This window comes from Haloarcula hispanica ATCC 33960 (assembly GCF_000223905.1).
In the GTDB taxonomy this organism is placed as follows: Archaea; Halobacteriota; Halobacteria; order Halobacteriales; family Haloarculaceae; genus Haloarcula; species Haloarcula hispanica.
On the sequence record NC_015948.1, the window covers coordinates 1,337,035 to 1,361,735 of the forward strand.

Annotated in this window: 26 protein-coding genes and 2 tRNA genes; 13 read left to right on the forward strand and 15 right to left on the reverse strand. The window is 63.3% G+C overall.

Annotated features, from left to right (window positions below; translation table 11 throughout):
• The first annotated feature begins 90 nt into the window (after window positions 1–90).
• Window positions 91–164, forward strand: a tRNA-Lys gene (locus HAH_RS06780).
• A gap of 433 nt (window positions 165–597) precedes the next feature.
• Here the strand turns inward: HAH_RS06780 and HAH_RS06785 are convergent.
• Together HAH_RS06785 and HAH_RS06790 are read right to left on the reverse strand one after the other, a co-directional pair.
• Window positions 598–1,389: a YihY/virulence factor BrkB family protein gene (locus HAH_RS06785; RefSeq protein WP_014040245.1), complete on the reverse strand. Its 792-nt coding sequence runs from the start codon at window positions 1,387–1,389 to the stop codon at window positions 598–600.
• Window positions 1,390–1,525: 136 nt separating this feature from the next.
• On the reverse strand, window positions 1,526–1,966 hold the full coding sequence (locus HAH_RS06790; protein WP_014040246.1) for a GNAT family N-acetyltransferase: 441 nt from the start codon (window positions 1,964–1,966) through the stop codon (window positions 1,526–1,528).
• A gap of 87 nt (window positions 1,967–2,053) precedes the next feature.
• Here HAH_RS06790 and HAH_RS06795 point away from each other — a divergent pair, with 87 nt between their 5' ends.
• Window positions 2,054–2,278, forward strand: a complete 225-nt coding sequence (locus HAH_RS06795) for a hypothetical protein (protein ID WP_014040247.1) — start codon at window positions 2,054–2,056, stop codon at window positions 2,276–2,278.
• 205 nt (window positions 2,279–2,483) lie between these two features.
• On the opposite strand, the gene guaB is transcribed toward HAH_RS06795, so the two are convergent.
• On the reverse strand, window positions 2,484–3,968 hold the full coding sequence (gene guaB, locus HAH_RS06800) for an IMP dehydrogenase (RefSeq protein ID WP_023843249.1): 1,485 nt from the start codon (window positions 3,966–3,968) through the stop codon (window positions 2,484–2,486).
• Window positions 3,969–4,381: 413 nt separating this feature from the next.
• On the opposite strand from guaB, the gene HAH_RS06805 reads away from it, so the two are divergent.
• The 4 genes from HAH_RS06805 (at window position 4,382) to HAH_RS06815 (ending at window position 6,758) form a co-directional block, all read left to right on the forward strand.
• The gene (locus tag HAH_RS06805; RefSeq protein WP_014040250.1) at window positions 4,382–5,269 is read left to right on the forward strand and encodes a DUF5794 domain-containing protein; all 888 of its coding nucleotides are present in this window, start codon (window positions 4,382–4,384) and stop codon (window positions 5,267–5,269) included.
• A 41-nt stretch (window positions 5,270–5,310) separates the two neighbouring features.
• Window positions 5,311–5,538, forward strand: a complete 228-nt coding sequence (locus HAH_RS06810) for a DUF5795 family protein (RefSeq protein WP_004961693.1) — start codon at window positions 5,311–5,313, stop codon at window positions 5,536–5,538.
• A 54-nt stretch (window positions 5,539–5,592) separates the two neighbouring features.
• Window positions 5,593–5,773 (forward strand) — tRNA-Trp (locus HAH_RS19465).
• Between the two features lie 304 nt (window positions 5,774–6,077).
• Complete coding sequence (locus tag HAH_RS06815) at window positions 6,078–6,758, forward strand: carbonic anhydrase (RefSeq protein WP_044951817.1); 681 nt, start codon at window positions 6,078–6,080, stop codon at window positions 6,756–6,758.
• A gap of 5 nt (window positions 6,759–6,763) precedes the next feature.
• On the opposite strand, the gene HAH_RS06820 is transcribed toward HAH_RS06815, so the two are convergent.
• Window positions 6,764–7,057 (reverse strand): chorismate mutase, encoded by a 294-nt coding sequence (locus HAH_RS06820; protein ID WP_008309354.1) that lies wholly within the window; start codon window positions 7,055–7,057, stop codon window positions 6,764–6,766.
• Window positions 7,054–7,932 (reverse strand): shikimate kinase, encoded by an 879-nt coding sequence (locus HAH_RS06825; RefSeq protein WP_014040253.1) that lies wholly within the window; start codon window positions 7,930–7,932, stop codon window positions 7,054–7,056. The genes HAH_RS06820 and HAH_RS06825 overlap by 4 nt, the downstream gene beginning before the upstream one ends.
• Before the next feature lie 139 nt (window positions 7,933–8,071).
• On the opposite strand from HAH_RS06825, the gene HAH_RS06830 reads away from it, so the two are divergent.
• Entirely contained in the window at window positions 8,072–8,509 is a 438-nt protein-coding gene (locus HAH_RS06830) for a hypothetical protein (RefSeq protein WP_014040254.1), read from the forward strand.
• 100 nt (window positions 8,510–8,609) lie between these two features.
• Here HAH_RS06830 and HAH_RS20280 read toward each other — a convergent pair whose 3' ends face one another.
• Window positions 8,610–8,744: a hypothetical protein gene (locus HAH_RS20280; RefSeq protein WP_014040255.1), complete on the reverse strand. Its 135-nt coding sequence runs from the start codon at window positions 8,742–8,744 to the stop codon at window positions 8,610–8,612.
• A gap of 132 nt (window positions 8,745–8,876) precedes the next feature.
• Here HAH_RS20280 and HAH_RS06835 point away from each other — a divergent pair, with 132 nt between their 5' ends.
• On the forward strand, window positions 8,877–9,560 hold the full coding sequence (locus HAH_RS06835; protein WP_014040256.1) for a potassium channel family protein: 684 nt from the start codon (window positions 8,877–8,879) through the stop codon (window positions 9,558–9,560).
• A gap of 1 nt (window position 9,561) precedes the next feature.
• Window positions 9,562–11,256: a potassium transporter TrkG gene (locus HAH_RS06840; protein ID WP_014040257.1), complete on the forward strand. Its 1,695-nt coding sequence runs from the start codon at window positions 9,562–9,564 to the stop codon at window positions 11,254–11,256.
• Between the two features lie 16 nt (window positions 11,257–11,272).
• Here HAH_RS06840 and HAH_RS06845 read toward each other — a convergent pair whose 3' ends face one another.
• Window positions 11,273–11,632 (reverse strand): hypothetical protein, encoded by a 360-nt coding sequence (locus tag HAH_RS06845; RefSeq protein WP_014040258.1) that lies wholly within the window; start codon window positions 11,630–11,632, stop codon window positions 11,273–11,275.
• Between the two features lie 73 nt (window positions 11,633–11,705).
• Window positions 11,706–13,241: a TrkH family potassium uptake protein gene (locus HAH_RS06850; protein WP_044951820.1), complete on the reverse strand. Its 1,536-nt coding sequence runs from the start codon at window positions 13,239–13,241 to the stop codon at window positions 11,706–11,708.
• A gap of 271 nt (window positions 13,242–13,512) precedes the next feature.
• Here HAH_RS06850 and HAH_RS06855 point away from each other — a divergent pair, with 271 nt between their 5' ends.
• On the forward strand, window positions 13,513–13,953 hold the full coding sequence (locus HAH_RS06855) for a universal stress protein (RefSeq protein WP_014040260.1): 441 nt from the start codon (window positions 13,513–13,515) through the stop codon (window positions 13,951–13,953).
• 162 nt (window positions 13,954–14,115) lie between these two features.
• On the opposite strand, the gene HAH_RS06860 is transcribed toward HAH_RS06855, so the two are convergent.
• The 4 genes from HAH_RS06860 to HAH_RS06875 all read right to left on the reverse strand — a co-directional run bounded on the left by HAH_RS06860 (window position 14,116) and on the right by HAH_RS06875 (window position 18,597).
• A complete protein-coding gene (locus tag HAH_RS06860) occupies window positions 14,116–14,538 on the reverse strand; it encodes a hypothetical protein (RefSeq protein ID WP_014040261.1) in 423 nt (140 codons plus the stop codon).
• 23 nt (window positions 14,539–14,561) lie between these two features.
• The gene (locus HAH_RS06865; RefSeq protein WP_014040262.1) at window positions 14,562–15,308 is read right to left on the reverse strand and encodes a cell surface protein; all 747 of its coding nucleotides are present in this window, start codon (window positions 15,306–15,308) and stop codon (window positions 14,562–14,564) included.
• A gap of 45 nt (window positions 15,309–15,353) precedes the next feature.
• Window positions 15,354–18,020, reverse strand: coding sequence for an alkaline phosphatase PhoX (locus HAH_RS06870; protein ID WP_014040263.1), 2,667 nt, complete (start codon window positions 18,018–18,020; stop codon window positions 15,354–15,356).
• Window positions 18,021–18,309: 289 nt separating this feature from the next.
• Entirely contained in the window at window positions 18,310–18,597 is a 288-nt protein-coding gene (locus HAH_RS06875) for a DUF7111 family protein (RefSeq protein ID WP_014040264.1), read from the reverse strand.
• A gap of 87 nt (window positions 18,598–18,684) precedes the next feature.
• Between HAH_RS06875 and HAH_RS06880 the strand changes: the two genes are divergently transcribed.
• On the forward strand, window positions 18,685–18,975 hold the full coding sequence (locus HAH_RS06880; RefSeq protein WP_023843250.1) for a PadR family transcriptional regulator: 291 nt from the start codon (window positions 18,685–18,687) through the stop codon (window positions 18,973–18,975).
• Between the two features lie 87 nt (window positions 18,976–19,062).
• Complete coding sequence (locus HAH_RS06885) at window positions 19,063–19,317, forward strand: hypothetical protein (RefSeq protein WP_014040266.1); 255 nt, start codon at window positions 19,063–19,065, stop codon at window positions 19,315–19,317.
• On the opposite strand, the gene HAH_RS06890 is transcribed toward HAH_RS06885, so the two are convergent.
• A complete protein-coding gene (locus HAH_RS06890; protein WP_014040267.1) occupies window positions 19,314–20,462 on the reverse strand; it encodes an acyl-CoA dehydrogenase in 1,149 nt (382 codons plus the stop codon). The two genes, HAH_RS06885 and HAH_RS06890, sit on opposite strands and share 4 nt — an antisense overlap.
• Window positions 20,463–20,567: 105 nt before the next feature.
• Window positions 20,568–21,425, reverse strand: coding sequence for a 3-hydroxyacyl-CoA dehydrogenase family protein (locus HAH_RS06895; protein WP_014040268.1), 858 nt, complete (start codon window positions 21,423–21,425; stop codon window positions 20,568–20,570).
• Between the two features lie 269 nt (window positions 21,426–21,694).
• Here HAH_RS06895 and HAH_RS06900 point away from each other — a divergent pair, with 269 nt between their 5' ends.
• Window positions 21,695–22,570 (forward strand): class 1 fructose-bisphosphatase, encoded by an 876-nt coding sequence (locus HAH_RS06900; RefSeq protein WP_014040269.1) that lies wholly within the window; start codon window positions 21,695–21,697, stop codon window positions 22,568–22,570.
• A 16-nt stretch (window positions 22,571–22,586) separates the two neighbouring features.
• Here the strand turns inward: HAH_RS06900 and HAH_RS06905 are convergent, their stop codons facing one another.
• Window positions 22,587–24,596 carry a PKD domain-containing protein gene (locus HAH_RS06905; protein WP_014040270.1) on the reverse strand — a complete coding sequence of 670 codons (2,010 nt, stop codon included), beginning with the start codon at window positions 24,594–24,596 and terminating at the stop codon, window positions 22,587–22,589.
• Window positions 24,597–24,701: the final 105 nt, after the last annotated feature.

Genomic DNA, 24,701 nt, shown 5'->3' on the forward strand with positions numbered 1-24,701 from the left:
CTGGTGTGTACAAGAAACGTGAGACCGACCGACACGAGGCGTCCGAATGAAAACCTATTTTACCGGGCCGTCCAGAGCAATGAGTGCACTGGGCCGGTAGCTCAGTCTGGCAGAGCGACGGCCTCTTAAGCCGTCGGTCGAGGGTTCAAATCCCTTCCGGCCCGCTTTTGCGACGAACACTTCGTGAGGAGCAAAGCGGCTACGAAGCGGTTTTGAACGATGGAGCGAGCGACCTGTGGGAGCGAAGTTCCGGTGGTTCAAATCCATTCCGGCCCGTATTCTTGCGCCGCGAACGAAACCGTGAGCGGCGCGAATTCGATAGGAATGGGTTTGAATGACGGCACGAGTGAGTGTCAACGAGCGAAGTGCAGGTAGTTCAAGTCCATTCCGGCCCGTTTTCCTGCGAACGACGGTGAGAAGTGAAAACTCCAGAAGGATTTGAAGTAAGGAGGGCGTGCACAGCGAAGCGAGCACGTCCGACCGTGGTTCAAATCCATTCCGGCCCGTTTTTGCGACGCCCTCTCTGTGAGAGCGAAGCAGCTACCGGGCGGAGTGAACGATGGAACGAGCGGCGGAAAGGGGGCGACGTTTACAGACTCAGCCACTCACGTCGTACAGGTCGTCAGTGTCGGTGGCGAGCACTGCGTTGACGACGACGCCGACCATCAGGACAATCGCGGCCACGTACGTGCTCGTGAGGATGAGGATGAGCCCGCTGAGAACGCCGTAGATGGCGTACTGTCCGGCGTTGGCGGCAAAGAACTGGATTGCCGCGTGGAGAGCGGTCCAGCCCATTGCGGTCGTCATCGCGCCGGGGAGGGCATCTTGTGGCGAACTCGCGACGCGTGACGGGACGAAATACAGGGGCAGCAGCGTGACGGTCAGCGCGACGAACAGGACGGCGAACCCGACGAGTACGCTCAGCGGGCCGGTAGCAAAGAGAGCCAAAAACACGCTCTGGACAAGTATCACCAGAACGGCGGCCGTAAGCGTCCCGAGGACAGTTGCGGCGTCACACACCTGCCGCGCGAGTGGCTGCTCTGTCACCGCCTCGATACGCTCGACGACGGTCAGGACGCCGACGGCGACGTTGGCACCGCTCCACGCCAGCACGACCACGGAGAGGACAGTCGCCGCTGTCCGGCCCGTCGCCGCCGTCAATCCCTCGTACAGTAGTTGCTGTGTGTCAGGGGTGAGAAACTGCGCGCCCGTGACTGAAACCACGCCGGCCAGTTGCCGGCCGAAGACGATGAAAACGAGCAACAGCACCGGCATGAGCGAGATGAACGCGTAGTACGCCAGCGACGTCGCGATGTACCTGATGTCGCTCTCGTACGCGATGCTGGCGACTGTCTTCGCAGTTGCCACCCACTCGGCTCGTCGCACCATATCCCGAAAAGGGTGGAAGCAGGGAAACATGTTTGTTCTGAGATAACTGTGGTCGAGGGACAGCTACGACTGGTCGTCCGCAGACCGTCCTCAGCCCTCACGACGTACTGCGCCTGCAGGGCCACGTATGGTTAGCTCAGCCGTCCAATCGCTTTCGCATCTCGACGTGTGGGATGCCGGCTTCCTCGAATTCGTCGCTAACCGTTTCGTAGCCGAGTTGCCCGTAAAACGACTCGACGTGGGTCTGTGCGTGGAGTGTGAGCGTAGTCGCGCCGTCGTCGCGAGCGGCGTCTTCGACGGCTCGCATCAGCGCTGCGCCGACGCCGTCGCCCCGATAGGGCTCGCGGACCGCGACCCGTTCGACCTTGCCGACCGTTGACTCGGGGAACCGGAGTCGGGCGGTCCCGACAGGATACTCGCCGTCACGGGCCAGAAACTGGACGGCGTCCGAGTCGTTCCCGTCGAGTTCTTCGTCCTCGGAGACGCCCTGTTCCTCGACGAACACCGCTGTTCGGACGGCTGTTGCCGCGTCTTCGAACTGGTCCCAGGTCCCAACCTCGACAGCGTAGTCGCTCATGACCGCAACTTCGAGCGGGTCCCCTGTATGTGCTGTTACTGGGAATCGCCGAAACCATCAACACAGACCCGGGTGTAGCGGGCATGCATGACGTACGACTACGCTCGCGACCACGAGCACGAACTGTCGGCGGAGTATCTGTACGCCTCTGACGCAGAGGTTCTGGGAATCTACGACTCCGATGACTCTCTACAGGTCGACGTGGCCGTCATCTGCCCCGAATGCAGCGAGACACTCTGCCTGGAAACGACCGTCGACAAAGTCACGTCGTCCGGGACGGATCTGCCACTGGACGAAGACTACTACGACTAATCGACGTATCCGCAATAATTTTTTCCGCGGCGCGAGTACGGCCGTCCGCTATGTCCGACTTCGACACGTTCGAGTGTTCGAGCTGTGGTGAGTCGTTCAAAGCGTACCCCGACGCGAATGCAGCACGGAAAGAAGCGTGTAGTCCGACCTGCGAAACCGCGGTATAATCAGCTGCGGCTTTTTACATCCCCTTCGGTTGTCAGCGTTAGCTGTCGGGGCTGTAGTTGGGCGCTTCGTCCGTAATCATCACGTCGTGCGGGTGGCTCTCCTGCTGTCCGGCCGCGGAGACCCGCACGAACTCGGCGCGTTGCTTGAACTCGGGAATCGTCTCGGCCCCGACGTAGCCCATCCCGGACTGCATCCCGCCGACGAGCTGGTGGAGTTCGGAGGCCAGCGAACCCTTGTACGGCGTCGCGGCTTCGACGCCCTCGGGGACGAACTCCTCGCCCTCCTCGTCGTCCTTGAGGTAGCGCTCGCCGCCACCCTCGTTCATCGCGCCGACGCTGCCCATCCCGCGGTACTGCTTGTACTTCTTGCCGTTCATGGTGATGACGCGGCCCGGAGCCTCGTCGGTCCCGGCGAAGTACGAGCCAAGCATCACCGCGTCCGCACCCGCGGCGATGGCCTTGATGGCGTCCCCGGAGTATCGGATGCCGCCGTCGGCGATGACCGGCACGTCGTGCTGGCTCGCTACGTCAGCGACCTGCGCGACGGCGGTGATCTGGGGCATTCCCGCACCGGTGACCACGCGGGTCGTACAGATGGAACCGGGACCGATACCGACCTTGACGCCGTCGGCGAAGTCGACGACGGCCTCGGCGGCTTCCCGGGTGCCGATGTTCCCGACGACCACGTCGGCGTCTACTTCGGCCTTGATCTCGCGGGCGCTCTCGATGACGTTCGCGTTGTGGGCGTGCGCGCAGTCGATGAACAGGATGTCGACGCCGGCCTCGTCTGCGACCTGCGCGCGGTCCATCTCGAAGGGACCGACGGCGGCACCACAGCGGAGCGAGCCGTCGTCCGCGCGGGCGGCCTGGTCGTACTCGCGGCGCTGGAGGATGCCCTGCATCGTGACCAGCCCGACGAGCCGGTTCTCGTCGTCGACGATGGGGACGCGCTCGATCTTGTGGTCGTACATCAGTTCCAGCGCCTCACGGGGCGTCACGTCCTCGGGGGCGGTGACGACTTCGTCGGTCATCGCGTCCGTGACGGCGTCGTCCTCGCCGACCTCCAGATACGGCCGGATGTCCGTCCCGGAGATGATGCCCAGCACTGCGCCGTTGTCGTCGTCGACGACCGGCGCGCCGGAGACACCCTCGTGTTCCATCATCTCGTCGACCTCACTGACGGTCTGGTTCGGGCTGGCCGTCACGACGTCGCGGATGATGAGCTCGTCGGCGCGTTTGACTCGCTCGATCTCGGTCGCCATCTCGTCGGCGTTCATGTTGCGGTGGAGGACGCCGATACCACCCTGTCGCGCCATCGCGATCGCCATGTCGCTCTCGGTGACGGTGTCCATCGCCGCGGAGAGGACGGGAACGGTCAGCTCGACGGATTTCGAGACCCGCGTCGTCGTGTCTGCCTCGTCTGGTTCGACCCGGGACTCCTTGGGTCTGAGGAGTACGTCGTCGAACGTCAGCGCCTCCGGCATTCGGAGCTTCTCTGAGAAAGGCTCGGAATCGTTCGCCATGTAAATCGTCCACGACGGCCCGGCAAAAACGTTGCGAGACTCGGCGCTACGTGGGGTTCGATGCCACACTTGTCTCGGGAAGCCCGTTCCAGAAATACGCCCGTGATGCCGCACTTGTCATTCCCTGCTCTCGAAGGTGAGACATTCGTCCACAAACATCGAGGTATTTCGGAGAATCGGTGGCGTATGTGCGCAGTTCTCACGCAACGGTTATGTGGGAATGAAGGATAATTAAAAACATGCGACTCACCGAACCCGCACGGAACGGTACTGCCCGCCAGATGACGCCTACAGCGTCGGGCAACACAGCGTTCGCGTGGTTCGGTACCAAGTTCTGGCAGTTCTGTCGTGTTTGTCAGGACCGAGTGAGAACCTCCCGACGGGAGTTGGGTTACGCTCGACCGTAACACGACATGAGTATCTCCAGACACCCGATTGCGCTCGACATCGAGCAACAGGTCGGCCGCGGCGGCCGGCTCTTAGCGACCGTCATGGGCCTCCCGCTCGTCGACGGCATCTTCCCGGTGCTCGTCCTCGCGGGGGCACTCTCGACCTGGATGGGCGTCCTCGAAGTAGGCTTGCTGGTCTTCGGCGGGTCGGCCACCGTCGCCGTCGTGCTGGCCGAGCTCGAAGGCGGTCCCCGCCAGCAGGCCCGCGCGGTACTCATCATCGGAGCCGTATTGATGCCGATTGCGCTCATCGAAGCAGCGCTCGCACCGACGATTGCGGGGGTTGTCAAACTGGGCACCCTCGAACGATTCGCCGGCCTCGTCATCCTCGCCATCGCCGCACAGACCGCAAGCGCCCGGATCGGCGAGTACCTGCCGCGTCCAGCCGTCATCGTCGTGCTCGGCCTGCTGGCCAGCCTCGACCCCGCCGGCGCGACGCTGGTCACCGCCATCGAACCCGGCGTCTTGCTCCGCGCGGCTGCCACCACCGGCGTCGGTATCGGCTTCGCCCTCGCCGTCGCGCTGGCGAGCCCGTGGCTCCGCAACGCCGTCGACATAGACCGGTTCCGCTTCGGTAGCGCTGTCGCGCTCGGCGTGCTCGCCCTCTCCGTCCTCGGCGTGATGCCGACCGACGCACCAGTCGCGCTGGCCGTGCTCGCCGTCACGGCGCTGCTGTCGTTCGATCCGGAGAACGCCCGCACGCGCCACACGGAATACCGCCCCGACGCTGTGGACCTCACCGCCGCCTTCGCCGACGGCGGCGCGTCCCAGGGCGTCGCAGCCGACGAACAGACCGACGAAGGGGCCGCGGTCGAGTACGAACCGGATCAAGAACGCGCCCCGTGGCTGTGACGAGGGAGAACTTTTAGGCCTCTCAGGCCCGGTCGTCCGGTATGAGCGACAATCGCGTGGTCCAGGGTCGGATGCAGACCCCCGAGAGCCTGGCCGAACTCATCGAAGGAGACGGTGTTATGGACGCAGAGCCTATCGAAGACGCCGATGACGACTGCCCGGAATGCGGCGAGAACGTCATCTCCGTGGGGTACATGCCCTCTGCGCTGGAGTTTGTTACTGGGTATAAATGCCAGGAGTGCGACTGGTCCGACACCGACCGCGACTGATCGCCGTCTGCCAATCGAAATCCCTTTAATGCGAGTCGGCTTACGCCGGAGTGCGGGGTCGTGGCCTAGTCCGGGAAGGCGGCTGACTCCAGAGGCCACGCGCCTGGGACGACACTTCGAGGGCTGATATACTGAGCGGCCGGCTGATCACCGGTTCGCGACGATGACCCTCTGGAGTTCCGAGGCGCAGGACGGAGATATCAGCCGATCGGGGGTTCAAATCCCTCCGACCCCATTTCCTGCCGCGAGCTATAACGCGAGCGGCAGAACTGTTGAGAGGTGGATTTGAGCCACGCGAGACGAACGAAGTGAGTCTCGCAGTCAGGTAAATAATCTCCGATCCCATACTGTTACTCTTCCAGATCCGTCTGTTCGTTTGTTTTCGCCGTAGTCGTACGTCTAAGCCCCTTCAGTCTCGGTTTTCACCCTCTCGACGCAGCCAGAGCGTTCCGAACACGGCTCCGAGTCGGCGTCAGGTTTGGGAGGGCAACACTGCCCCAGTCCAATGAGTTTACTTCATGGCGGCTATCTGCCCACGCATGAGCCAGTTATTACGCGATTTACTTGCCGGAAACGCCGACCACGCGGCGGAGTTCCGGGACCGGTTCGACCAGGTCCAGAACTCGCAAACGCCCGACGCTGTCACGGTCTGTTGCTCCGATTCGCGGGTGCTCCAGGACCATATGTGGGGCAACAGCGAGCCGGGACATCTCTTCACCTGTAGCAATATCGGAAACCGAGTCATCCAGCGGACCGCGTCCGGCGAGGCGGTCTCGGGTGACGTGTTGTACCCCATCGAGCACACGATGACCGAAACCGCCATCGTCGTCGGCCACACCGGCTGTGGAGCGGTGACGGCGACCTACGACGACCTGACGGACGGCCTCGATGAGCCGGCCGGTATCGAGCACTGCCTCGGCGTTCTCAAACCGCATCTTGAGCCCGCGCTGGAACACCTTCCCGAAGACATCGAGCGGGCGGCGGCTGTCAACCGACTCGTCGAGTACAACGTCGACAGGCAAGTCGAGTTCCTCCGCAGCAGCGACGACGTTCCCGACGCTGTGGACGTGTTCGGCGTCGTCTACGACTTTCAGGACGTGTACGGCGGCCGACGAGGCGCAGTCCACGTCATCAACGTCGACGGTGAAACCGATGTCGACGCACTCCGAGCGGCCCATCCCGATATCGACTCGCGGATTACCCGCCTCTGGGAGTACTAGTCCCGCTATCGACTCTCTCTTTGTTCGACCTTGTTCAGTTCGATCAGGAGTCGGAAAATCGCTTTCACGAGGTTCTCGTCAACGTCGAACTGCTCCGCGTTGTCGCCGGCGCGGTCCATGACGGCTTGCTCCTGTTGCTCGTCGGTCGTCGGCAGCCCCTTCTCGTCTTTGACCTGTGCGATGGTGTCGGCCACGTAGGTTCGCTGTGCGATCTTCTCGACGATCTCCTGGTCGATAGTCCGGATTTCGTCGCGCAGTTCGTCCAGCGACATGTCCTCTGGGTTCGGGTTCGTGCTCATACTGTGTGTGTTCCCTTGGTCTGTGTCGTCGTCAGCCAGGTCGCTCCGGGTCGCTCGTCCCAGGCGTCCTGTACGGCTTCGAGTGCGGCCCGCTCGCCAACGGCAGTGAACGACGGCCCCGTCCCCGACAGCGAGACGCCTTCGACGTGCTGGAGCGCGTCGAGTACCGGGTCCGTCTCGAAGTCCAGCGCGGCCGAGAACGCGAGGCCGTTGACCGTCATGGCCCGCTGATAGTCGCCGTCGAGTGCGAGGTCCTCGACGAGGCGGGCCATCGGTGCGATCTGGCGGCATCGCTCGACATCCGCGTCAGCACTGAACGACTGTTCCGGCGGCGTCCAGACGAGCACGTCCCAGTCGATTTCCTCGCGGGCAAGGAGCGCGTCGTCCTCGTTGTCGGTGACGGTGACACCGCCGAGCATCGACGCCGACGCGTCGTCGAAGGCCCCGGTGACGGTGACGCCCACGTCGCGGGCGGCCATGACGCCGAGGCGGGCCATGTCCTCGCGGCTCATCCGCTCAGTCGCGTCGAGTGCGTCGAGCGTCGCCATGACGGTCGCGTTTGCGGCCGCACTGGAGCTTTTGAGCCCCGACGCCATCGGAACCTCGCTCTCTGTGCGGACAGTCCCGCCGGAGACCGCCGGGACGCCCACGTTCTGTGGGCCGCCGTGGGCGTCGATGACGTACTCGACACAGCGTTCGATGAGCCGCGTGTCGGCGTCCGGAGCACCATCCACCTCGCCAGTGACACCGTCGGTCTCAGTCGAGAGCGTGACGGTCGCTGTCGTGTACTCGTCGATAGCAAACGCCGCACCGCGGCCGGTCGCGAGCGCGTTGAGGACCGTCCCTGCTGCGGGCGCTGCTGCCTTCCCTTCCATCGACGTGTACTCCCTCGCGGACCTATTTACTAACTGCGATACCCCTGTAGCGGCACGTTGACCGCAGTACGAAGCAGTAGCGTCGCAGTAAGACGGACAACACTATACCGATCAGTTCGAAGGGAACCAGCAACGGGAAATGAGCATCGGGAACGCACTCCGGGGAGTCACGGCAGGCATCGCGGTTCTGGGCTACGTCAGCCTGTTTCTGTTGTTGCAGGTCCGGGCGGCCTCAGTGTCAGTGCTGGCGGGAATTGCGGTACTCGCTACTGCTGCACTCGCCGTCGCTGGCGGCCGGCCCGCAGTTCGCCAGGTTCTGGGTCGCGGGTCGTCATCTCAGGAGGACGCGACCGGGTGGTGGCTCGCTCGCGTCGAACCCGCGCTCGAAGACGCCTGGAACACGTATGCGGACCTCGTGCTAACGGTCGGCCTGTGGGGCATCAGTATCGGCTCCTTCGGCGGACTCGTAACCTATCCCGGCGACGAACCGCCGTTTGGCCTCGCTATGACCGGGTTCCTGTCGATGGTCTGTGGACTCATCTCGCTCGGATTTCTCATCGATTCGAGGTACGAGTAGCGGCCGGTGGGACGGCTTCGACGCATACGGATTGTTTGCGCGATGTCCCGGTCTGTTCCGACGCCGGGAGCTACCCGGAAATAATCTACACCGTCCCGTCTCAGGCCGGGAAGAGGAGGTACGGGACGATGAACAGTAACAGAAACATGAACAGAAGGATGAGGCCGTAGCCGGCGAGTGTCCCGGCGGCTGTCAGCCAGGCCGGATGGTCGAACTGCTCGGTGATGTTTGCCATACCGAGCAGTTCAATCGGGGACAGTATAGTGGTTTGGGAGGAGAAGGCACTGACAGACCGAACTACCCGCAATGTCCTGCTTGTGATTGATAACGGTAGTCTTTCAACCATCGGTTCAGTACACTGGCAAAAATGTATATCGTCATCGTCGGCGCCGGTGATATCGGGTCGCCGTTGCTTGAAATCGCGACAGCAGGCGGCAACGAGGTCGTTGCCATCGAAAGGGACGAGGAGCGAGCGGAACGTGCGTCGAGACAGTACGACTGTCTCGTTATCAACGACGATGCGACGTCGAAAGACACGCTAGAGGACGCCGGTGCGGACCGTGCCGACGCGCTCATATCGACGACTGACCAGGACGCGACGAACATCATGGTCTGTCTGCTGGCACAGGAACTGGAAGTGCCGGACATCGTCTCGGTCGTCCACAACCCCGAGCACATGAACGTGTTCCGCCAGATAGGGGTCAACACGATGCAGAACCCACAGCGGCTCATCGCCGAGTACCTCTATCGGGCCGTCAAACGGCCGTCTATCGTCGACTTCATGCGTATCGGCGACCAGGCGGAAGTGTTCGAGATCACTGTCACACCCGGCGCACCGATTGCGGGCAAAACGTTGCAGGAGGCCAATACGGAAGGCCTCATCGGCGGCCAGACACTTATCGTGGCCATCGAGCGCAACGGCGAGGGCGACCCGATAACACCCCGCGGCAATACACGTATCGAGGCCGACGACTTGCTAACGGTCTACTCGGGCGAGGGGGCGACACCGGAGGTAACCGACATCTTCGGTCACTCCGAGGACCACAACTGACATGTCGCGACGGAACGGCGGGCTGTTCCCGATGGACCTGCGGACCATCGCCCGCGACATCGGTTCCCTCCTGCTGATGGAGGCCGGGCTGATGACGATTACGGCCGCCATTGCGCTCGGCTTTCGGGAGTTCCACGCCGCCCTCGGGTTCTTCACCGCGGCCGGGGTGACCGCCGCCGTCGGCGGTCTCGCGAACCGTGGCTTCACTGACGCGCCGGCCCCAGAGATGAAACACGGCATGGTCATCGCCGCCGGCGGGTGGCTGCTGGTCGCCACGTTCGGCTCGCTGCCGTTCCTGTTGACCGCGTGGTTCACGCCCCCCGCCGTCATGGATACGTTCGTTCCAGTCGGAGCGGACACGAGTACGTGGGAGCCGATCAGGGTCGGCGGGACGACGACGCTCTCCAGTCTGGCGTACTTCCGGAACCCGCTTCACGCCTTCTTCGAGAGCATGAGCGGATGGACCGGGAGCGGCCTGACGATGGCGATTCACGAGCCCTCGCTCCCCCGCGCAGTTCAGTGGTGGCGGTCGTTCATCCAGTACGTCGGCGGCGTCGGCGTCATCGTCCTGACCGTCTCCATCCTCTCGCGGCCCGGCAGCGGCAGTTACGCGCTCTACCAGAGCGAGGCCCGCGAGGAGAAGATTCACCCGAGCGTCGTCTCCACCGTCCGAACGGTCTGGAAACTCGTCGTCGGCTACACGGTGCTCTCGTTCGCGCTCCTGTTCGGTGCCATCCTCGCCAGCGATAGCGAGTACGCCGAGTCGCTCCCCCTGTGGGAGGTCGCCTGGCAGGCGCTCAACCACGCCATGACCGGGCTCACGACTGGCGGGTTCTCGGTCACGGACAACTCGATTGCGACGTACAACTCGCCGCTCGTCGAAACCGTTCTGTTGCCGATCATGATTCTCGGTGCGGTCGCGTTCCCGGTCCACTACGTCGTCTTGCACGACAGGCAGATTCGCGAACTGGTGTCGGACTTACAGACTCGCTGGCTGTTCATCCTGCTCGCGCTCGGCGTCGTCGCGCTCTCGGCACAGAACGTATGGTCCGTGCCCGCGACGACTGAGGCGTTTGCCACCCAGTCGTTCCTGCCGTTTTCGGTGCCGATGCTCGACGCCGCACAGCTCGATGCGGTCCGGGACTCGACGTTCCAGTGGGTCAGCGCCCTCAGCTGTACCGGGTTCCAGTCGGCCCCGATCGGCCGCTGGCTCGCTGGCGGGAAAGTGCTCGTGGTCGGCGCGATGGTGCTCGGCGGCGCTGCCGGGTCCACCGTCGGCGGCATCAAGATCATCCGTGGCTACACCATCGCTCGCGGCATCATCTGGCAGTTCTCGCGGGTGTTCCTCCCGACGAACGCGGTGATTACGGCCCGCATCGGGGACCGGACGCTTGACCGCGAGTCGATGGAACGGGAGTTCAGCGAAGCGGCCATCGTCACGCTGCTGTGGCTCATCATTCTGGTGACCAGCAGCGTCGTCCTCACCAACGTCGCGGGACCGGAGTTCGGCTACGCCGATGCCCTGTTTGAAGTCGCCAGCGCGCAGGGGAACGTCGGCCTCTCCTCGGGCATCACCGGCCCGTCGATGCCCCCGCTTGCAGAGGGGATGTTCGTGCTGAATATGTGGGTCGGCCGGCTGGAAATCATCCCGATACTCGTGTTCATCCGCGCTGGACTGTACGGGCTGGAACCGTAGTTGAGCGGGCGGCCCCTTACTCTCCGTCGTCGGGATAGACCTCGCCGAGGAACATCCAGCGTGCCTTCGTTCCACCCTCGGGCCGGGATTCCTGTTTGACGTGGTAGAGATACGGACCGTGGGGACAGTCGTCACAGCCCTGAGCACAGGAAGCCAGCTTTACCACCTCAGTGTAGCCGTCGCGTTCGGTTGCCCGGATGATGTCTTCGTTGGGACCCGGTTCTATCGGCGACGCCGTCTCGTCGTGGAACTGCAGCAGTTCCTGCGCGTAGATGATCGTGTTGCGGAGTTCTTCAGGCGTCAACTCCGGTAGGTCCGTCGCCACCCGGTCCGGAACCCCCTCAGGTGGTGTCGGTTCGTCTGCAGGACTGGTCATACCGAAGTCTCCGTCGGGTAGGTACATAACTGAACTGCCAGCTAGAACTGCCGACGGAACGAGTCTCCCGGACTCACTCGTTCCAGAACGCGCCGGTGAATATAACGAACACCGGGATGATCTCCAGTCGACCGATCCACATCAGGAATATCATCAGCAGTTTGCTGGTCTCCGGGAAGAGTTCGTAGGTCCCGAACGGCCCCAGAAACCCGAACCCGGGACCGATGTTCCCGATGGTCGCCAGGCTTGCGCTGATGGCTTCGAAGACAGTCAGGTCGAGCCCGACACGGCCCGCATCGAGGAGGAGAAACACTGTCGCGACACCGAACGTGAGCAGGTACAACAGCGTGAACCCGTATATCGCGTTGATGACGTCCTCGTCGATGACCTGCCCGCCGAGCCGAACTGGTTTGACAGCGCTGGGATGAGCTGTCGTGAACAGTTGGCGTCGGATGCTCTTGAGCACGACCAGCCATCGGACTATCTTGACACCGCCACCGGTCGACCCTGCGGAGCCACCGATGAACATCGCGAACAACAGGACTCCCTTTGCGGTGTTACCCCATTCGGCGAAGTTACTGGTCGCGTACCCGGTCGAGTTCAGCAGCGAGGCGACCTGGAACGTGGCTTGCCGGAGCGAGTTCTCCAGTGCTCCCTGTGTCACACCGCCGAGTTCGAGCGGCGGCGCGGACCCGGTAAAGAGCAGTCCCCAGAGGATGACGGCCACGCCGGCGTTCGCACCGAGGTACGCCTGGAGTTCGCGGTCCTGAAGGAAGGCGGCGTACTCGTCCTGTAACAGGAGGTAAAACAGCGCGAAGTTCATCCCGGCGATGAGCATGAACGGGATGACGACCCACTGGACGGCCGGTGAGAAGTAGGCGATGCTCTCGGCCTGGGGGGAGAACCCGCCGGTGGGCAGCGTCGTGAACCCGTGTGCGACGGCATTATACGCATCCATGTTCGGTGCGTAGCCCGTGTAATGGAGGCCGAGCAGAATGAGGATATACAGAACGGTAAAGCCCAGATAGAACAGCCAGAGGAGCCGTGCGGTTTCGGCTATCTTCGGCGTCAGCTTCTGGAGTTCGGGGCCGGGCGCTTCGGATTCGATCAACTGCGCCCCGTTGACGGCCGCTTCCGGAAGAATGGCGACCATCAGAACGATGATACCCATCCCGCCGAGCCACTGGGTGAGCTGTCGCCACATCAACAGCGCGTGGGAGTGGCGGGCAAACGATATTTCGTTGGTGACAGTCGCCCCAGTTGTGGTGAAACCGGACATCGACTCGAATAACGCGTTCACGGGCTGTCGGAGCGCAGATTCAGTCCCGTAGCCGGCGATAATGTAGGGTATCGCACCGATGACCGCGACGGCCCCCCACGAGAGACCGACGAACAGCAACGCTTCGCGTGGCCCGAGTTCGTGACTGTCGCTGGCTTGCTCCAGTGCAAGGCCGACCACGATGGCAATTGCGATAGAAGTCAGGAACACGACGGTATCTTCTCCGTACACGAAACTGATTCCCAGCGGGACCAGCATTGCGACGGCGAGATACTTGATTACTGTGCCGGTCAGGGCGACACTCTGTCGCCAGTCGACGCGAACCGACATCACTGATCACCGACCATTAACTGACGCTCACACTCCCGATATGAAAAAGCCCCACGTTCCAACAGCGCTGCTTCTGACGGAGATACTCGGGAACAGCGCTGCTGTAGGGTTTTCCCTTCCGCCACGGAACTCGATATATACTGACAGGTACCGATCCGAGTGTTCCGTTGACGACGTTGGTTTTCCGAATTCGAACATCTATATTTAAATAATGTTCGAATATACGATATAAGTAGACACATTCTTACCGACCTATCTACTCCGTCTGTGTATGAACAGTAGCACCAACGAGACAACCACGGACATTCTTGCACATGTCTTGCTACCGGTTGCCAACGAGGACGACGGGCTTACGACGGCGACTGCGCTCGAACCGTACGAGCCGGAGCAGGTGACGGCGTTACACGTCGTCGAAAAAGGCGAGGGTGTTCCGGACAAGACGCCAGTCGAGCAGTCAGAAGAGCTGGCGGCAGAGTCGTATGCGGCCGTCAGGACGGTGTTCCCTGACGCCGACGACCGCACCGCGTACGCTCGGGACGTCGTCGAGGCTATCTTCGATGTCGCCGAGGAAGTCGAGGCGAGCGCTATCGCATACCGGTCCCGCGGTGGCGGTCGCCTCATGCAGTTCCTCTCCGGTGATCTCTCGTTGAAGCTTGTGACAAACGCGGAGGTCCCGGTGATTGCGCTTCCGCAGACGGACTCGGGCGAGTGAGCGCCGAGGAACTGGCGCCGGAGCTCGTGGTGGTGCTGTCGACGCTGAAACCCCGGAGAAACTATTGCTAAACTGCGCTGTTCGAGAACCGAAGGTAGGCCTGTCGTGACACTCACAGCGCTTGCACAGACCGGCCCCGAAGAGGGATGGAAGTGACGTGTCTCAGGCGTGGCCCTGTGCTTTCGCCCCCTCGCGGATCTTCTCCGACCGCTTGCGGACGCGTGAGACGTACCGTTCGATTTTCTCCGGTTTCTCGCCGTAGAACGACGCGGCCCAGTGGACGTCGACGCCGTCCTGTGTGAGGAAGTACGCCACGAGCGTATCACGGCCAGCCTGTATGACCGTCGGCGGCACGCCGCGGTCGCCGGTCCCGGCCTCCTGGAAGCCGTTCACGTCGAAGTACACGTCGGCGTACAGCGTCGCCATCTCGGGGTCGGCGAACTCGACCCCCTGGTGGTCCGGGGCCTCGAATCGGTAGCGCGTGTCGCCGTCGCCTGTCGTTCGCTCGACGATACGTACGTCGAGGATGTACTCGCGGTAGGTCGAGCTATCCGTCGGTGCAGCGGTGGTGTCTGGTTGTGGCATGGATAGGTTGGACTGGTCTACGGTCATCGGCTCGTTCTGGCTGCGAGCGCCGCCACCGCGGCGAGTGCGGCAATGGCCAGCGCTATCGGGAGTGGACCGTTCGCTCCGGTCGTCGACTGGTCGCCGCCGCCCGCGGAGTCGTCCTCTGTGGCACCTGCGACGCTCGCGGTGCCGGCTGACTCGGCTGTGGACTCGCTGGCGGGTGACGATGCTTCGGTCACGGCGGCCACTGTCTCCGTCGTCGCGCCCGGTGACACTGCGAGCGCCGCCGGTTCGGTCGCTGGCTCGACTGCGCCGCCGCCGTCGGCGTCGACCTGGTTCGATGCGACGGTCACCTGCGTCTCACCGCCGTCGACGCCGGTAAGCGAGACCGTCGCGAGTACCACGTCGCTGGCTCCGGGCTCGATCTGTCCGTCGAGGTCCGCCGCTTCGAGCGTGACCGTCCCGCCGTCTGAACTGACAACGGGGTCGGTCGTGAGTCCGAACCGGTCGGGGTAGCTCGCGTTCTCGAACCGGGCGACAGCGGGGTCGTCGACGGCGAGTTCGAGCTGGTAGCCGGCCAGTCCGTCCGGCGCGCTGGTGAGGACCACCGGCACGGCCGTCGTTTCGCCGGCAGCGACGGAGCCGGCCTCGATGCTGATTGTCGGCGTGCTCTGCCCTGTGGCGAGCGCGGGGACCGTCCCCGCGAGGAGGACGAGCGCGACGAGCGCGAGGGGGCGACTGGCGGTTCGGACGCGACCGCGTATCGAACAGGTGGTGTCGTCGGTCATTGTGTTGCTGTATCGAAAGATGGGAGGATGGCTCGGTCGCGGCAGTCAGTTGACCTCTTCGTAGAGCGCTGTCACGTCCGCGAAATCGATCTTGCCGTTCTCGTTGAAGTCGTACGCGCCGGTGTTCAACTGGATGCTGTCGGAGTCCATGTTCGAGAACAGCACCTGCACGTCCTCGTAGTCGAGACGGCCATTACCGTTGAGGTCCTCGAAGTGGCCGTCGCCGTCGGGATCGGTCGGCGCGGCGTCGCCGACGACCGTCTTCGGGCCGCCCACGACGATGCCGTTTCGGACCTCTGCCTCGATGGCGTTGCCGTTCTCGTCGTCCATCTGCTCGATGGAGACGGTCAGGTCGGTCGTGCCACCGCCGTTGGCGCGGACGTCAAGCGTTGCGAGTGGCACGTCCATCGCACCGGACTGGACGTTCGTGTTGACGTCGGCAACCCGGATTGTCGCCGACGAGCCGTCGTCGCTGATGGAACTCTCGGTGAGTCCGAGCGCGTCGGGGAAGGAGACACCGGTGATAGACGCGATTTCGGGGTTCGAGACGCTGACGGTGAGCCGAGCGCCGGAGAAGCCAGCGGGGAGCGACGAGGCGGTCAGCGGGACGCTACCCGTCGACCCGCTGCCGACCGCGGCGGAGTTGGCGCTGACGACGACGTTGGGCTGGTAGACATAGAGGCCGTCGTTCGGATACGAGCGTGCGGGGCCGCCGAAGCCGTCTTCACAGCAGATGACGCGGCCGTCGCGCATCGTGTAGACGTTGTCGATGTTCCGGAGCGCGTCGTTTGCGTCCTCCGGCGAGTCGGTGAAGTCGGGGCCGGTGATGACCGGTTCGAGCGTCGAGACGTTGTAGTCCGATTCCAGCACCCCGCGGTAGACGACGCCGCCGTCGACGCGGTCCATCTGGATGTCGCCCTCGTCGTCCGCGAGCGCGTCGTTGAACTCCGAAATGCCGAAGTAGATGAAATCGCCGGGTTGGGAGTCGTCGACGCTGTCGACGCCCTCGGCCTTGTTGAACTCGATTGACGCGCCGATTTCCTTGGCGGCCGCGCGGGTCTCCAAGAACGGGACGCGCCGGAGGTCCTCGTCGACGCCGTCGGGACCGTTGGCCTCGTACTGCTCGGCCCACTCGACGATGTCCTCGTTCGTGATGTAGTTCTGATTCCCGTTCTCGATGACGGAGAGATCGGCTTCCTTGATGGCCGCTTCGGTCACCTCGTCGCCGTCTTCCCAGTCAGCGTGTGCGCTGAGGTAGTCGGCCTGGGTCACGTCGTCGTACTCGGCGACCCAGGACTCGACCTCGCCGTTCGTGGCGTGGCCGAGTTCTATCCACTCGATTTCGAGCGGGGTCTGTGCAGGGGAGTTCCGCTCCCCGGCTTCGGCGGCGTTGGCCGCGTCGTTCGTGATCTTCGGTGCGTACAGCGTCCCGGCGACGTCCATTGGGTCGTCGTACTCCGGAATCGGCTCGTCGGCAACGAACTTGTAGATGCCCTTGCTGTCGCCGTCGGAACAGCCGTAGACGGTCCGCTGGTCGCCTTCGATGTCGGGTGCCTCCCACGAGGCCCGCCCCATCACGTAGTACTTGACCGCTTCGGGTTCGTCGGCGGTCGGTTCGCGGAAGTCGACGAAGTACCCGTACCGGTACGGGTTCGGATACACGTCGTCGAGCAGCGTCGTTGCGAGGTTCTCGCCGTCGCCCTGGTCATCGCGCTCCGCGCCGAGGTAGTACGCGAGGAACTCGACACCGGTCAGCGCCCAGTAGCCCTGCGGGCCGAAGTTCTCGTCGAGGTCGCCGCTCTCGGCGTAGGACTCGATCGCGCCCGATATCTCGCTCGGGTTCGGCCGGTTCCAGAACTGACATCCGCCGATGAGTCCCTCGCCCGACCCCGCCTCGACGATGTCGCTCACCGTCGCCGTCAGACTGACTCGGGGGTGTGCGTAGTTCTCCTCGGCGGAAATCATCGTCTCCCACGGGCTGAGGTCCCCGTAGCAGTTGATCCGCGTCCCGCCGTGTTCACGGAGGGAGTCGGTGTTGGTCAAGTTCATTGCGTTCCCGGTGTCCGCGCTCCACTCACCGTTCTCGTCCTGGCTGAGCGGGACCCGCGAGACGCACCCGGGGCTGTTCTCCCAGTTCGTGAACAGGTAGCCCTCGGTTCCCTCGTCGTTGCTCGGGACGAACTGGTTACAGTCGGGGTTCGTCGCCGCGCCGCCGTACTGGGTGCCGGCGAAGTTCTCCTGAGTAATATCCGTTCCGTCAGGCGTCTGGACCACACCGAGCCGTTCCGCCCCGCCGTTGATTGGTTCGCGTCCCTGCACGAGGATTTCGTAGTCGCCGGCTGCGGACCGGACCTGACGCTGTTTCTCCTCGGTGTCCGGAACCCCCACCTCCGGGAAATCGTCGTTACTCCCGTCGAACTTGAACTGGAATCCGTTGAAATAGCCCACCGCAGCCCGTCCAAACGGTTCGGGGTTCTCCCCTTCCGGGTGCTGGAGACTGTACAGTAGTGACCCGTCTTCGAAGACGAACGGGCCGGTCACCTCCGCACCGAACGCCGTCGTCGAGAAGCGTTTGAGACTCCCGGCGACGCTCGGAGCGCCCGGTGTGTCTGTCTCTTCGACCTCTTCCCCACTTGCCACGCCGATGACGCTGGCCCCAAGCGCAGCAGCCACCGACTGTGAAAGTACCTGCCGTCGAGTGAAATCGACCATGCGAGTGAGGGGTAGCAGTGATTATTAAAGCAAGTTTATAATATTCGTATGATGTTTTTAGAGCGGTCATATTGCCTCGGTTCGATACGTACTGCTAATGAATTAGACGTATCAGAAATAGTGCTATTTTGTCGGGATGGGTACTGAATAGCTCTGATTGCAGTCGTTCACGCACTGATTCGTCCTCACCTACGTACCAGTCCGCTTCGAGTAGCTGGCACAGTGTCGCCCCACTCCCGACCGAGTCACGAGTCAAACAAGTAGTCGCTGTGGCGGGCGAGCCGGGTGGCTACATCCCCATGTCGGCAGCCGGCTCTGGGACCGGAAGCACATTCGGGGATACGCCCAGCAGTTCCGCCGCGTGGTCGAGCGCCATGTCGAAGCCGTAGTATCGCTCCAGTTCGTCGCCGTCCGCGGTCGGTCGGACCTTCAGCATCGCGTACCCCTCGATGTTCTGTGCGACCGCGGCGCTCCCGCCGTCGCTCTCGAATGTCAGCAGCCGTTCCTCGTCGGTCTCTCGATAGGTGGCCGTGATACCGTCCGCTGACGCCTCGACGGGGAGTTCGGAGTCGGTCATCGGCGGCTCTAGGGAGCGGGGGTATGCGAACCTGGCGGTCCGCTCGGAACCGCAAACGCGAAACCGGACGGCTGTGACGAGACACATATGGCGAAGTGGCTTCAGAGCGGCCGTCGGCGCGATATGTGCGTCCTGCTGGCCGCCGCCGAGGACGGCGAACTCTCCGGCCAGCGGCTGAAGACGCGGCTCGAACGCCGCTACGACACGCGAATCGAACCGAAGAGCTTCTACGGCGCGCTCGACGCGCTGGAATCGGCCGGGTTCGTTACCCACCGCGAGGACGGCATCGCTGACAAGTACTCACTGACCGACGCCGGTGAGCGGCGGCTTCGAGACCAGTTCGAGTGGATGCGCGAAGCGCTTGGTGAGGACGGTTGACGGCGCTGCTTGCCAGCCTCTGCTGGATTTCGTTGCGCCGCCGTTGATGGGGTACCCTTTTTGTGACCGCTCCCACAGAACACAGGTATGTCCCTGTCCCGCTCGCTCCTCCTGGCAGGCTTGGACGCCCTCCCGTTCGCGGCGCTCGCCAGCGTCGCAACGTACGTCTTCGCACGCACAGCTGTTCAGCCGTCGGAAATTGTCGGGATGCTCGCCGGGACCGTCGGCGTGGCGGTACTCCTCACGCTCGGAACAATCAGTGCGAACTGCTACCGTGCGGACGGAAAGCCGTTTTACTTCACGCGTGCGGTGGTCGTCGAAGCGCTCCTCTCGTTTCCCTAATCGAGAAGCTCGCTGGCAATCGTATTACGGAGGACCTCGCTGGTGCCCTCGTAAATCTCGTTGAGTTTCGCGTCGCGGTAGAACCGCTCGGCCGGGAAGTCCTTCGTGTAGCCGTAGCCGCCGTGGACCTGAATGCCCTCGTTCGCCACTTCACGGGACACCTCTGAGGCGTACAGTTTGGCCTGGGCGGCCTCTTTGACGAATGACTCGCCGGCCATCTTCTTGTCGGCCGCCTGATGCATCAGCAGGCGGGCGGCCTGCGTTTTCGTGTCCATGTCGGCGAGCTTGTGCTGGATGGCCTGGAAGTCGCTGATGGGCTGGTCGAACTGCTCGCGGTCCTGCGCGTACTGCAGTGCCTCGTCCAGTGCGGCCTGGGCGATGCCGACGCCGCGGGCCGCGATAGTGATGCGGCCGCCGTTGAGCGTCTTGAGCGCGTGGACGAACCCGCGGCCTTCCTCGCCGAGCATACGGTCGGCGGGGATGCGCATATCGTCGAACCGCAGTTCGGCGGTCGGACAGCCCTTGTCGCCGAGTTTGTGCTCGGTCCCTTCGACGATGAAGCCGTCGTCCTCCTCGGGGCGGACGATGAACGAGGAGATACCCTTGTTGCCGGCCTCGGGGTCGGTCTTCGCGAACAGGACGACAGTGTCGGCGACGGAGCCGTTGGAGATCCAGAGCTTCCCGCCGTTGACCAGATAGGCGTCGCCGCCGTCGACCGGTTCGGCAGTGGTATCCATCGCCGGCACGTCACTGCCCGCGCCTGCTTCGGAGAGGGCGAACGCGCCGATCTCCTCGCCTTCGGCCAGCGGCGTGAGGTAGGTCTCTTTCTGAGCCTCGTCGCCGAACTCGTAGATCATGTTGCAGGCCAGCGAGATGTGGGCGGCGACGATTGTGCCGAGCCCGCCGCTTCCCCGCGAAATCTCTTCGAGGGCCATCGCGTAGCTGTGGTAGTCCAGTTCGGCCCCGCCGTACTCCTCCGGAATCGGCATTCCCATCAGGCCCAGATCAGCCATCTCGTCGACGAGGTCCCACGGGAACTCGTCGGTTTCGTCGATCTCCGCCGCCCGCGGCTTGACCTCGTCGTCGACGAACTCCGAGACCATTTCCTGTATCTGGCGTTGTTCCTGTGTGGGGCTAAAGTCCATGACAGATTCTAACGCGGGTTGGGTCTTTACTGTTGGCCAACGCGCGGCCCGTTGCCGGGTATGGTACTCGGCTCGCTACTATCTGTGCTCGCCACCGCAGATCTATCAGTCGTAGTCGTAGAAGCCCCGCCCGGACTTTTTGCCGAGGTCGCCGGCCGTGACTTTGCGTTTGAGCAGGTATGCGGGCTTGTAGCGGTCGCCCAGTTCCTCATACAGCGTTTCGGAGGCATCGAGGACCACGTCGAGGCCAATGTGGTCGGCCAGTTCGAGCGGCCCCATGGGGACGTTCGTTCCGAGAGTTAGCCCGCGGTCGATGTCGGCCTTATCCGCGACGCCCTCGTCGTACGCCCGGATGCCCTCGTTTATCCAGGGCATCAGCACCCGGTTCACGACGAACCCGGGCTTGTCGTCGGCCTCCCAGGTCTCCTTGCCGATGTCGTGTGCGAACTCGCGGCCCAGCGTCACCGTCTCGTCGCTCGTTTTCTCACCGACGACGAGTTCGACGCCTTTCATGATCGGTACAGGGTTCATGAAGTGCAGTCCGAGGACCTGTTCTGGCCGTTCGGTGACGCTAGCGATGGTCGTAATCGAGAGCGTGCTCGTGTTGCTGGCTAGCACCGTGTCCGGCCCGCAGACGGCGTCGAGCTCCTCGAACACGGACTGCTTGATGTCCATGTTTTCTGTTACGGCCTCGACGACGAGGTCGGCATCCGCGAGGTCCTCCATCTCTGTGGTTCCGGTGATGCGGGCTGTTGCCGCTTCTGCTTCCTGTTCTGTCACTGTGTCGCGCGCAACGAGCGTCTCGAAGCTCGACTGGATCTCCTCGAACCCGGCGGCAACCAGTTCGTCTGTTACATCGCGCATGACGACGTCGTAGCCGGCCGTCGCTGTGACCTGTGCGATACCGTTACCCATCGTTCCGGCTCCGACGACGCCGACGGTGTCGACTGTTTCGAGATGCATACCCGCGCCTTCGTCCGGCGGTCGTGTAAGTCTGCCGACGGTATCGGATCGGCATGGCGGCCCCAATCCGACCGAGTCAACCTGTCACAGGCTTAGCGGCAAGCACTGCCCCGCGGCTGAATATTCACTCGAAATGTAGTAAATGTCAGCAAAAAGATACTTATGGTGTGCCGGGGAACGTACTGGTGATGAGAGACCCTGCGGGCAGCAGGCTCGGAGAAAAATTCGACTGGTCACCGGATGGCCAGTCCCTGCCCCTAATCTGACAAATGAGTAAGTCACTCGACATTTCGACCACCGAAGCCGAGCAGACAGTCACAGCAGTCATCGAGACCATCGCCGCGACGACACCGGACGTCCGCCGCGCCATCGCCGACCACCGTGGCCAGAGCAACTCCGTCAACCCCACCGGCGACGACCAGCTCGCGGCTGATCTGCGCGCCGACGAACTGTTCGAGGAGCGGGTGCTTGACATCGACGGTGTCGCCTCCTACGCCAGCGAGGAACGCGCGGACGTGAAAACGACAGACGGTCGCCTCCACGTCGCCATGGACCCGCTCGACGGGTCGAGCAACCTCGAACCCAACAGCGGGATGGGGACGATTTTCGGCGTCTACAGCGAACAGCCGCCGACGGTCGGCACCAATCTACTCGCCGCCGGGTTCGTCATCTACGGCCCCATCACCTCGATGGTCGTCGCCCGGGACGGCAGCGTCCGCGAGTACATCCTCGAAGACGGCGACAAGCGGGTCGTCGACGACGACGTGACGGTTCCGGAGGACCCCACAGTGTTCGGGTTCGGCGGCGGGGTCGACTCCTGGACAGACGAGTTCGAATCGTACGCCGAGTCGGTCCGCCACGAACTGAAACTCCGATACGGCGGAGCGATGGTCGCGGACATCAATCAGGTACTCACCTACGGCGGTATCTTCTCGTACCCCGCACTGGAGTCACGCCCCGAAGGAAAGCTCCGGGTCCAGTTCGAGGGACAGCCGATGGCCTATATCCTCGAATCGGCCGGCGGTCGGTCCTCCGACGGCGACCAGTCGCTGCTCGAAATCGAGCCTGACGAGCTACACGAGCGGACGCCGCTGTATCTCGGGAACGACGACCTGATCGACCGGCTCGAAGCGACTATCGACTGACGGCTCGGATATTGTTTCAGTAACCGAGATATATCGCCAGCGCTTTGAGAACGCCGTACAGCCCGACAGCGACGCCCAGGAGCCCGCCGAGAACGGTGCCGACGATGCCGTCGGGCCACAGCGAGAGCGGGTTCGGAATCCCGATGGACGGCAACGCGGGAATCGGCAGGCCACCGCTGCCGCCTGTCACGTTCCCGACGCGTTGCCCGTCGACCATTAGCTCACCAGTCTTGTTTGCGGGTACCGAGCGAGCAAACTCCGTCGTTCGTGTCTCACCGGCAGGGACCGTGACCGTCCGCGTCGTCAGTATCGAGGTGTTGAGCGCGACGATCACGTTGTGGTCCCCGCTCGCAGTCCCCCGGTTTTCAAGCTCGACGGCGATGACGGTTCGCTCGCCGGGGCCGAGTTCCGATGGAACTGCCGTGGCGTTCGTGACCACGATATCCGGCTGTCCGGGTTCTTCTGTCTGTGTCTCGGTCGTCTCGGGTTCGGCCGTCGACGTTTCCGAGTCGGTTGTCGCCGCCTCCGCATCCATGTCTGTCGCTGCTGTCTGTTCGACTCCGACGACGAACGTCGAGAAGCCCGGAGAGTCAGCCCGGTAGACGATGTGTGACTCGCTCCGGCCGGCAATGTCGGTCGCTAACGGCGTCCACCCGTCGTCTTTCCGGAACAGCGTCACAGCATCGGGTTCCGCGTCGACCGCCGCCAGCGCGTCACGGTCAACAGTAAACGTGAACGTCGCGTCCTCGGCCGGAACGGAGCCGTGGTCGATATCGAACCGGCTGACGCCGGTGTGCCCGGTGGCAGTCGTGAACGCTGGCGTGGGCTGGCGGGAGCGGACGGTGAGTGTGGCGGATTCGTTACGCGGGAACGACGCGGCAAGCCGCTCCAGCGTTCCGTTCTCACTGGTGACGAGTGGCCCCTCCGAGGGCCGAATCTGCTGTGTCTGGCCGGACCCGTTCACCGAGACGTTCGCCACGGTCGCGTTCGGCTGCCGCACAGTCACATTCCCGGCGGTTCCATTGCCCGTCACAGACACGACTCTGGTCACAATTTCCGTGTTCCCGAGCGGATCGGCGGCGGTCACTGTGACTTCGTGACTGCCGGGCGAGGCGAAGGCCACGGTGATGTTCTCGCCGGTCAGGATCGTATCGCTCCCCACCTGCCACCGGACCGACTCGACGCCCTGATCGTCTGTCGTCCCCGCCGCGGAGAAAGTCACCGACTCGCCGACCGTCGCGTTCTCCGGACCGGCAACGGTGACGTTCGGTGCGGAATCGTCATAGAGGAACGTCCGCTGTCGGCCAAAGGAGTTCTCGTTACCGTTCTCGTCGGTCACCGACATCAGCAGCAGCGAGTACTCACCCTCCTCCGGGAACGTGTACTTTCGTGTGTACGTGATCGTGTTACCGGTGCGTTCGGTGAATCCCGAGATGTTGAGTGTGTCTAGCGATGGGCCGCCGACGGAGATTCGAAGCTGCTGTATCGGTTCGTGAATCCCAACAGAGATGCGGGCGGTGGAGCTATTGACGCGGCGTACCTCGAACGACTGGTACTTCGGCACGACGGCGTCCATCCCGGTGACGGTGACCGACTCGTGGGGAAGTTCGTTCCCCGCTTCGTCGGTGATACTGGCGGTGTCACGGAGGCTGACAGTGACGTTGTCTGTGTCGACTTTTCTCTCTAGCAGCAGGGAGACGCGCACCCCGGTCCTGTTTTCGCCGGAGGCGTTGATCGATGCGACCGAGACGTTCTCCACTCGACCCGCGGTTAGCTCGAAATCCGCTGCCTGAATCGTACTCGTGTCCACCGACCCACCGTCGTCGTACAGGGACACCTCGATAGTCGTCGCGTTGCCCCGCGTCGCATTGCCCCACTCCGGCGACTCGGTGTCTTCGGCCGCGACCGTGCCAGAAGCGACTGCAATGAGCAGCGGGAACAAAAGGAATACCGCGAGAAGCAGGAGCCACCGGCGACGACGCCTGGCCGACGGCGGCGTCTCTCGGGGGTGGCCGGTGGCACTCATGGTACATGAGTAGTCCGGCACCCGATATCAATGGTGCGCCACCATTACGAGAGGTGATAATCGCACGCGGGGTAACTACTGTGATCCCCGGGTCCGTTGGGTGTG

Coding starts and splice junctions, on each gene's coding strand:
- HAH_RS06785 (WP_014040245.1), bottom strand. CDS start 1,389: ATGGTGCGACGAGCCGAGTGGGTGGCAACTGCGAAGACAGTCGCCAGC.
- HAH_RS06790 (WP_014040246.1), bottom strand. CDS start 1,966: ATGAGCGACTACGCTGTCGAGGTTGGGACCTGGGACCAGTTCGAAGAC.
- HAH_RS06795 (WP_014040247.1), top strand. CDS start 2,054: ATGACGTACGACTACGCTCGCGACCACGAGCACGAACTGTCGGCGGAG.
- guaB (WP_023843249.1), bottom strand. CDS start 3,968: ATGGCGAACGATTCCGAGCCTTTCTCAGAGAAGCTCCGAATGCCGGAG.
- HAH_RS06805 (WP_014040250.1), top strand. CDS start 4,382: ATGAGTATCTCCAGACACCCGATTGCGCTCGACATCGAGCAACAGGTC.
- HAH_RS06810 (WP_004961693.1), top strand. CDS start 5,311: ATGAGCGACAATCGCGTGGTCCAGGGTCGGATGCAGACCCCCGAGAGC.
- HAH_RS06815 (WP_044951817.1), top strand. CDS start 6,078: ATGAGCCAGTTATTACGCGATTTACTTGCCGGAAACGCCGACCACGCG.
- HAH_RS06820 (WP_008309354.1), bottom strand. CDS start 7,057: ATGAGCACGAACCCGAACCCAGAGGACATGTCGCTGGACGAACTGCGC.
- HAH_RS06825 (WP_014040253.1), bottom strand. CDS start 7,932: ATGGAAGGGAAGGCAGCAGCGCCCGCAGCAGGGACGGTCCTCAACGCG.
- HAH_RS06830 (WP_014040254.1), top strand. CDS start 8,072: ATGAGCATCGGGAACGCACTCCGGGGAGTCACGGCAGGCATCGCGGTT.
- HAH_RS20280 (WP_014040255.1), bottom strand. CDS start 8,744: ATGGCAAACATCACCGAGCAGTTCGACCATCCGGCCTGGCTGACAGCC.
- HAH_RS06835 (WP_014040256.1), top strand. CDS start 8,877: ATGTATATCGTCATCGTCGGCGCCGGTGATATCGGGTCGCCGTTGCTT.
- HAH_RS06840 (WP_014040257.1), top strand. CDS start 9,562: ATGTCGCGACGGAACGGCGGGCTGTTCCCGATGGACCTGCGGACCATC.
- HAH_RS06845 (WP_014040258.1), bottom strand. CDS start 11,632: ATGACCAGTCCTGCAGACGAACCGACACCACCTGAGGGGGTTCCGGAC.
- HAH_RS06850 (WP_044951820.1), bottom strand. CDS start 13,241: ATGTCGGTTCGCGTCGACTGGCGACAGAGTGTCGCCCTGACCGGCACA.
- HAH_RS06855 (WP_014040260.1), top strand. CDS start 13,513: ATGAACAGTAGCACCAACGAGACAACCACGGACATTCTTGCACATGTC.
- HAH_RS06860 (WP_014040261.1), bottom strand. CDS start 14,538: ATGCCACAACCAGACACCACCGCTGCACCGACGGATAGCTCGACCTAC.
- HAH_RS06865 (WP_014040262.1), bottom strand. CDS start 15,308: ATGACCGACGACACCACCTGTTCGATACGCGGTCGCGTCCGAACCGCC.
- HAH_RS06870 (WP_014040263.1), bottom strand. CDS start 18,020: ATGGTCGATTTCACTCGACGGCAGGTACTTTCACAGTCGGTGGCTGCT.
- HAH_RS06875 (WP_014040264.1), bottom strand. CDS start 18,597: ATGACCGACTCCGAACTCCCCGTCGAGGCGTCAGCGGACGGTATCACG.
- HAH_RS06880 (WP_023843250.1), top strand. CDS start 18,685: ATGGCGAAGTGGCTTCAGAGCGGCCGTCGGCGCGATATGTGCGTCCTG.
- HAH_RS06885 (WP_014040266.1), top strand. CDS start 19,063: ATGTCCCTGTCCCGCTCGCTCCTCCTGGCAGGCTTGGACGCCCTCCCG.
- HAH_RS06890 (WP_014040267.1), bottom strand. CDS start 20,462: ATGGACTTTAGCCCCACACAGGAACAACGCCAGATACAGGAAATGGTC.
- HAH_RS06895 (WP_014040268.1), bottom strand. CDS start 21,425: ATGCATCTCGAAACAGTCGACACCGTCGGCGTCGTCGGAGCCGGAACG.
- HAH_RS06900 (WP_014040269.1), top strand. CDS start 21,695: ATGAGTAAGTCACTCGACATTTCGACCACCGAAGCCGAGCAGACAGTC.
- HAH_RS06905 (WP_014040270.1), bottom strand. CDS start 24,596: ATGAGTGCCACCGGCCACCCCCGAGAGACGCCGCCGTCGGCCAGGCGT.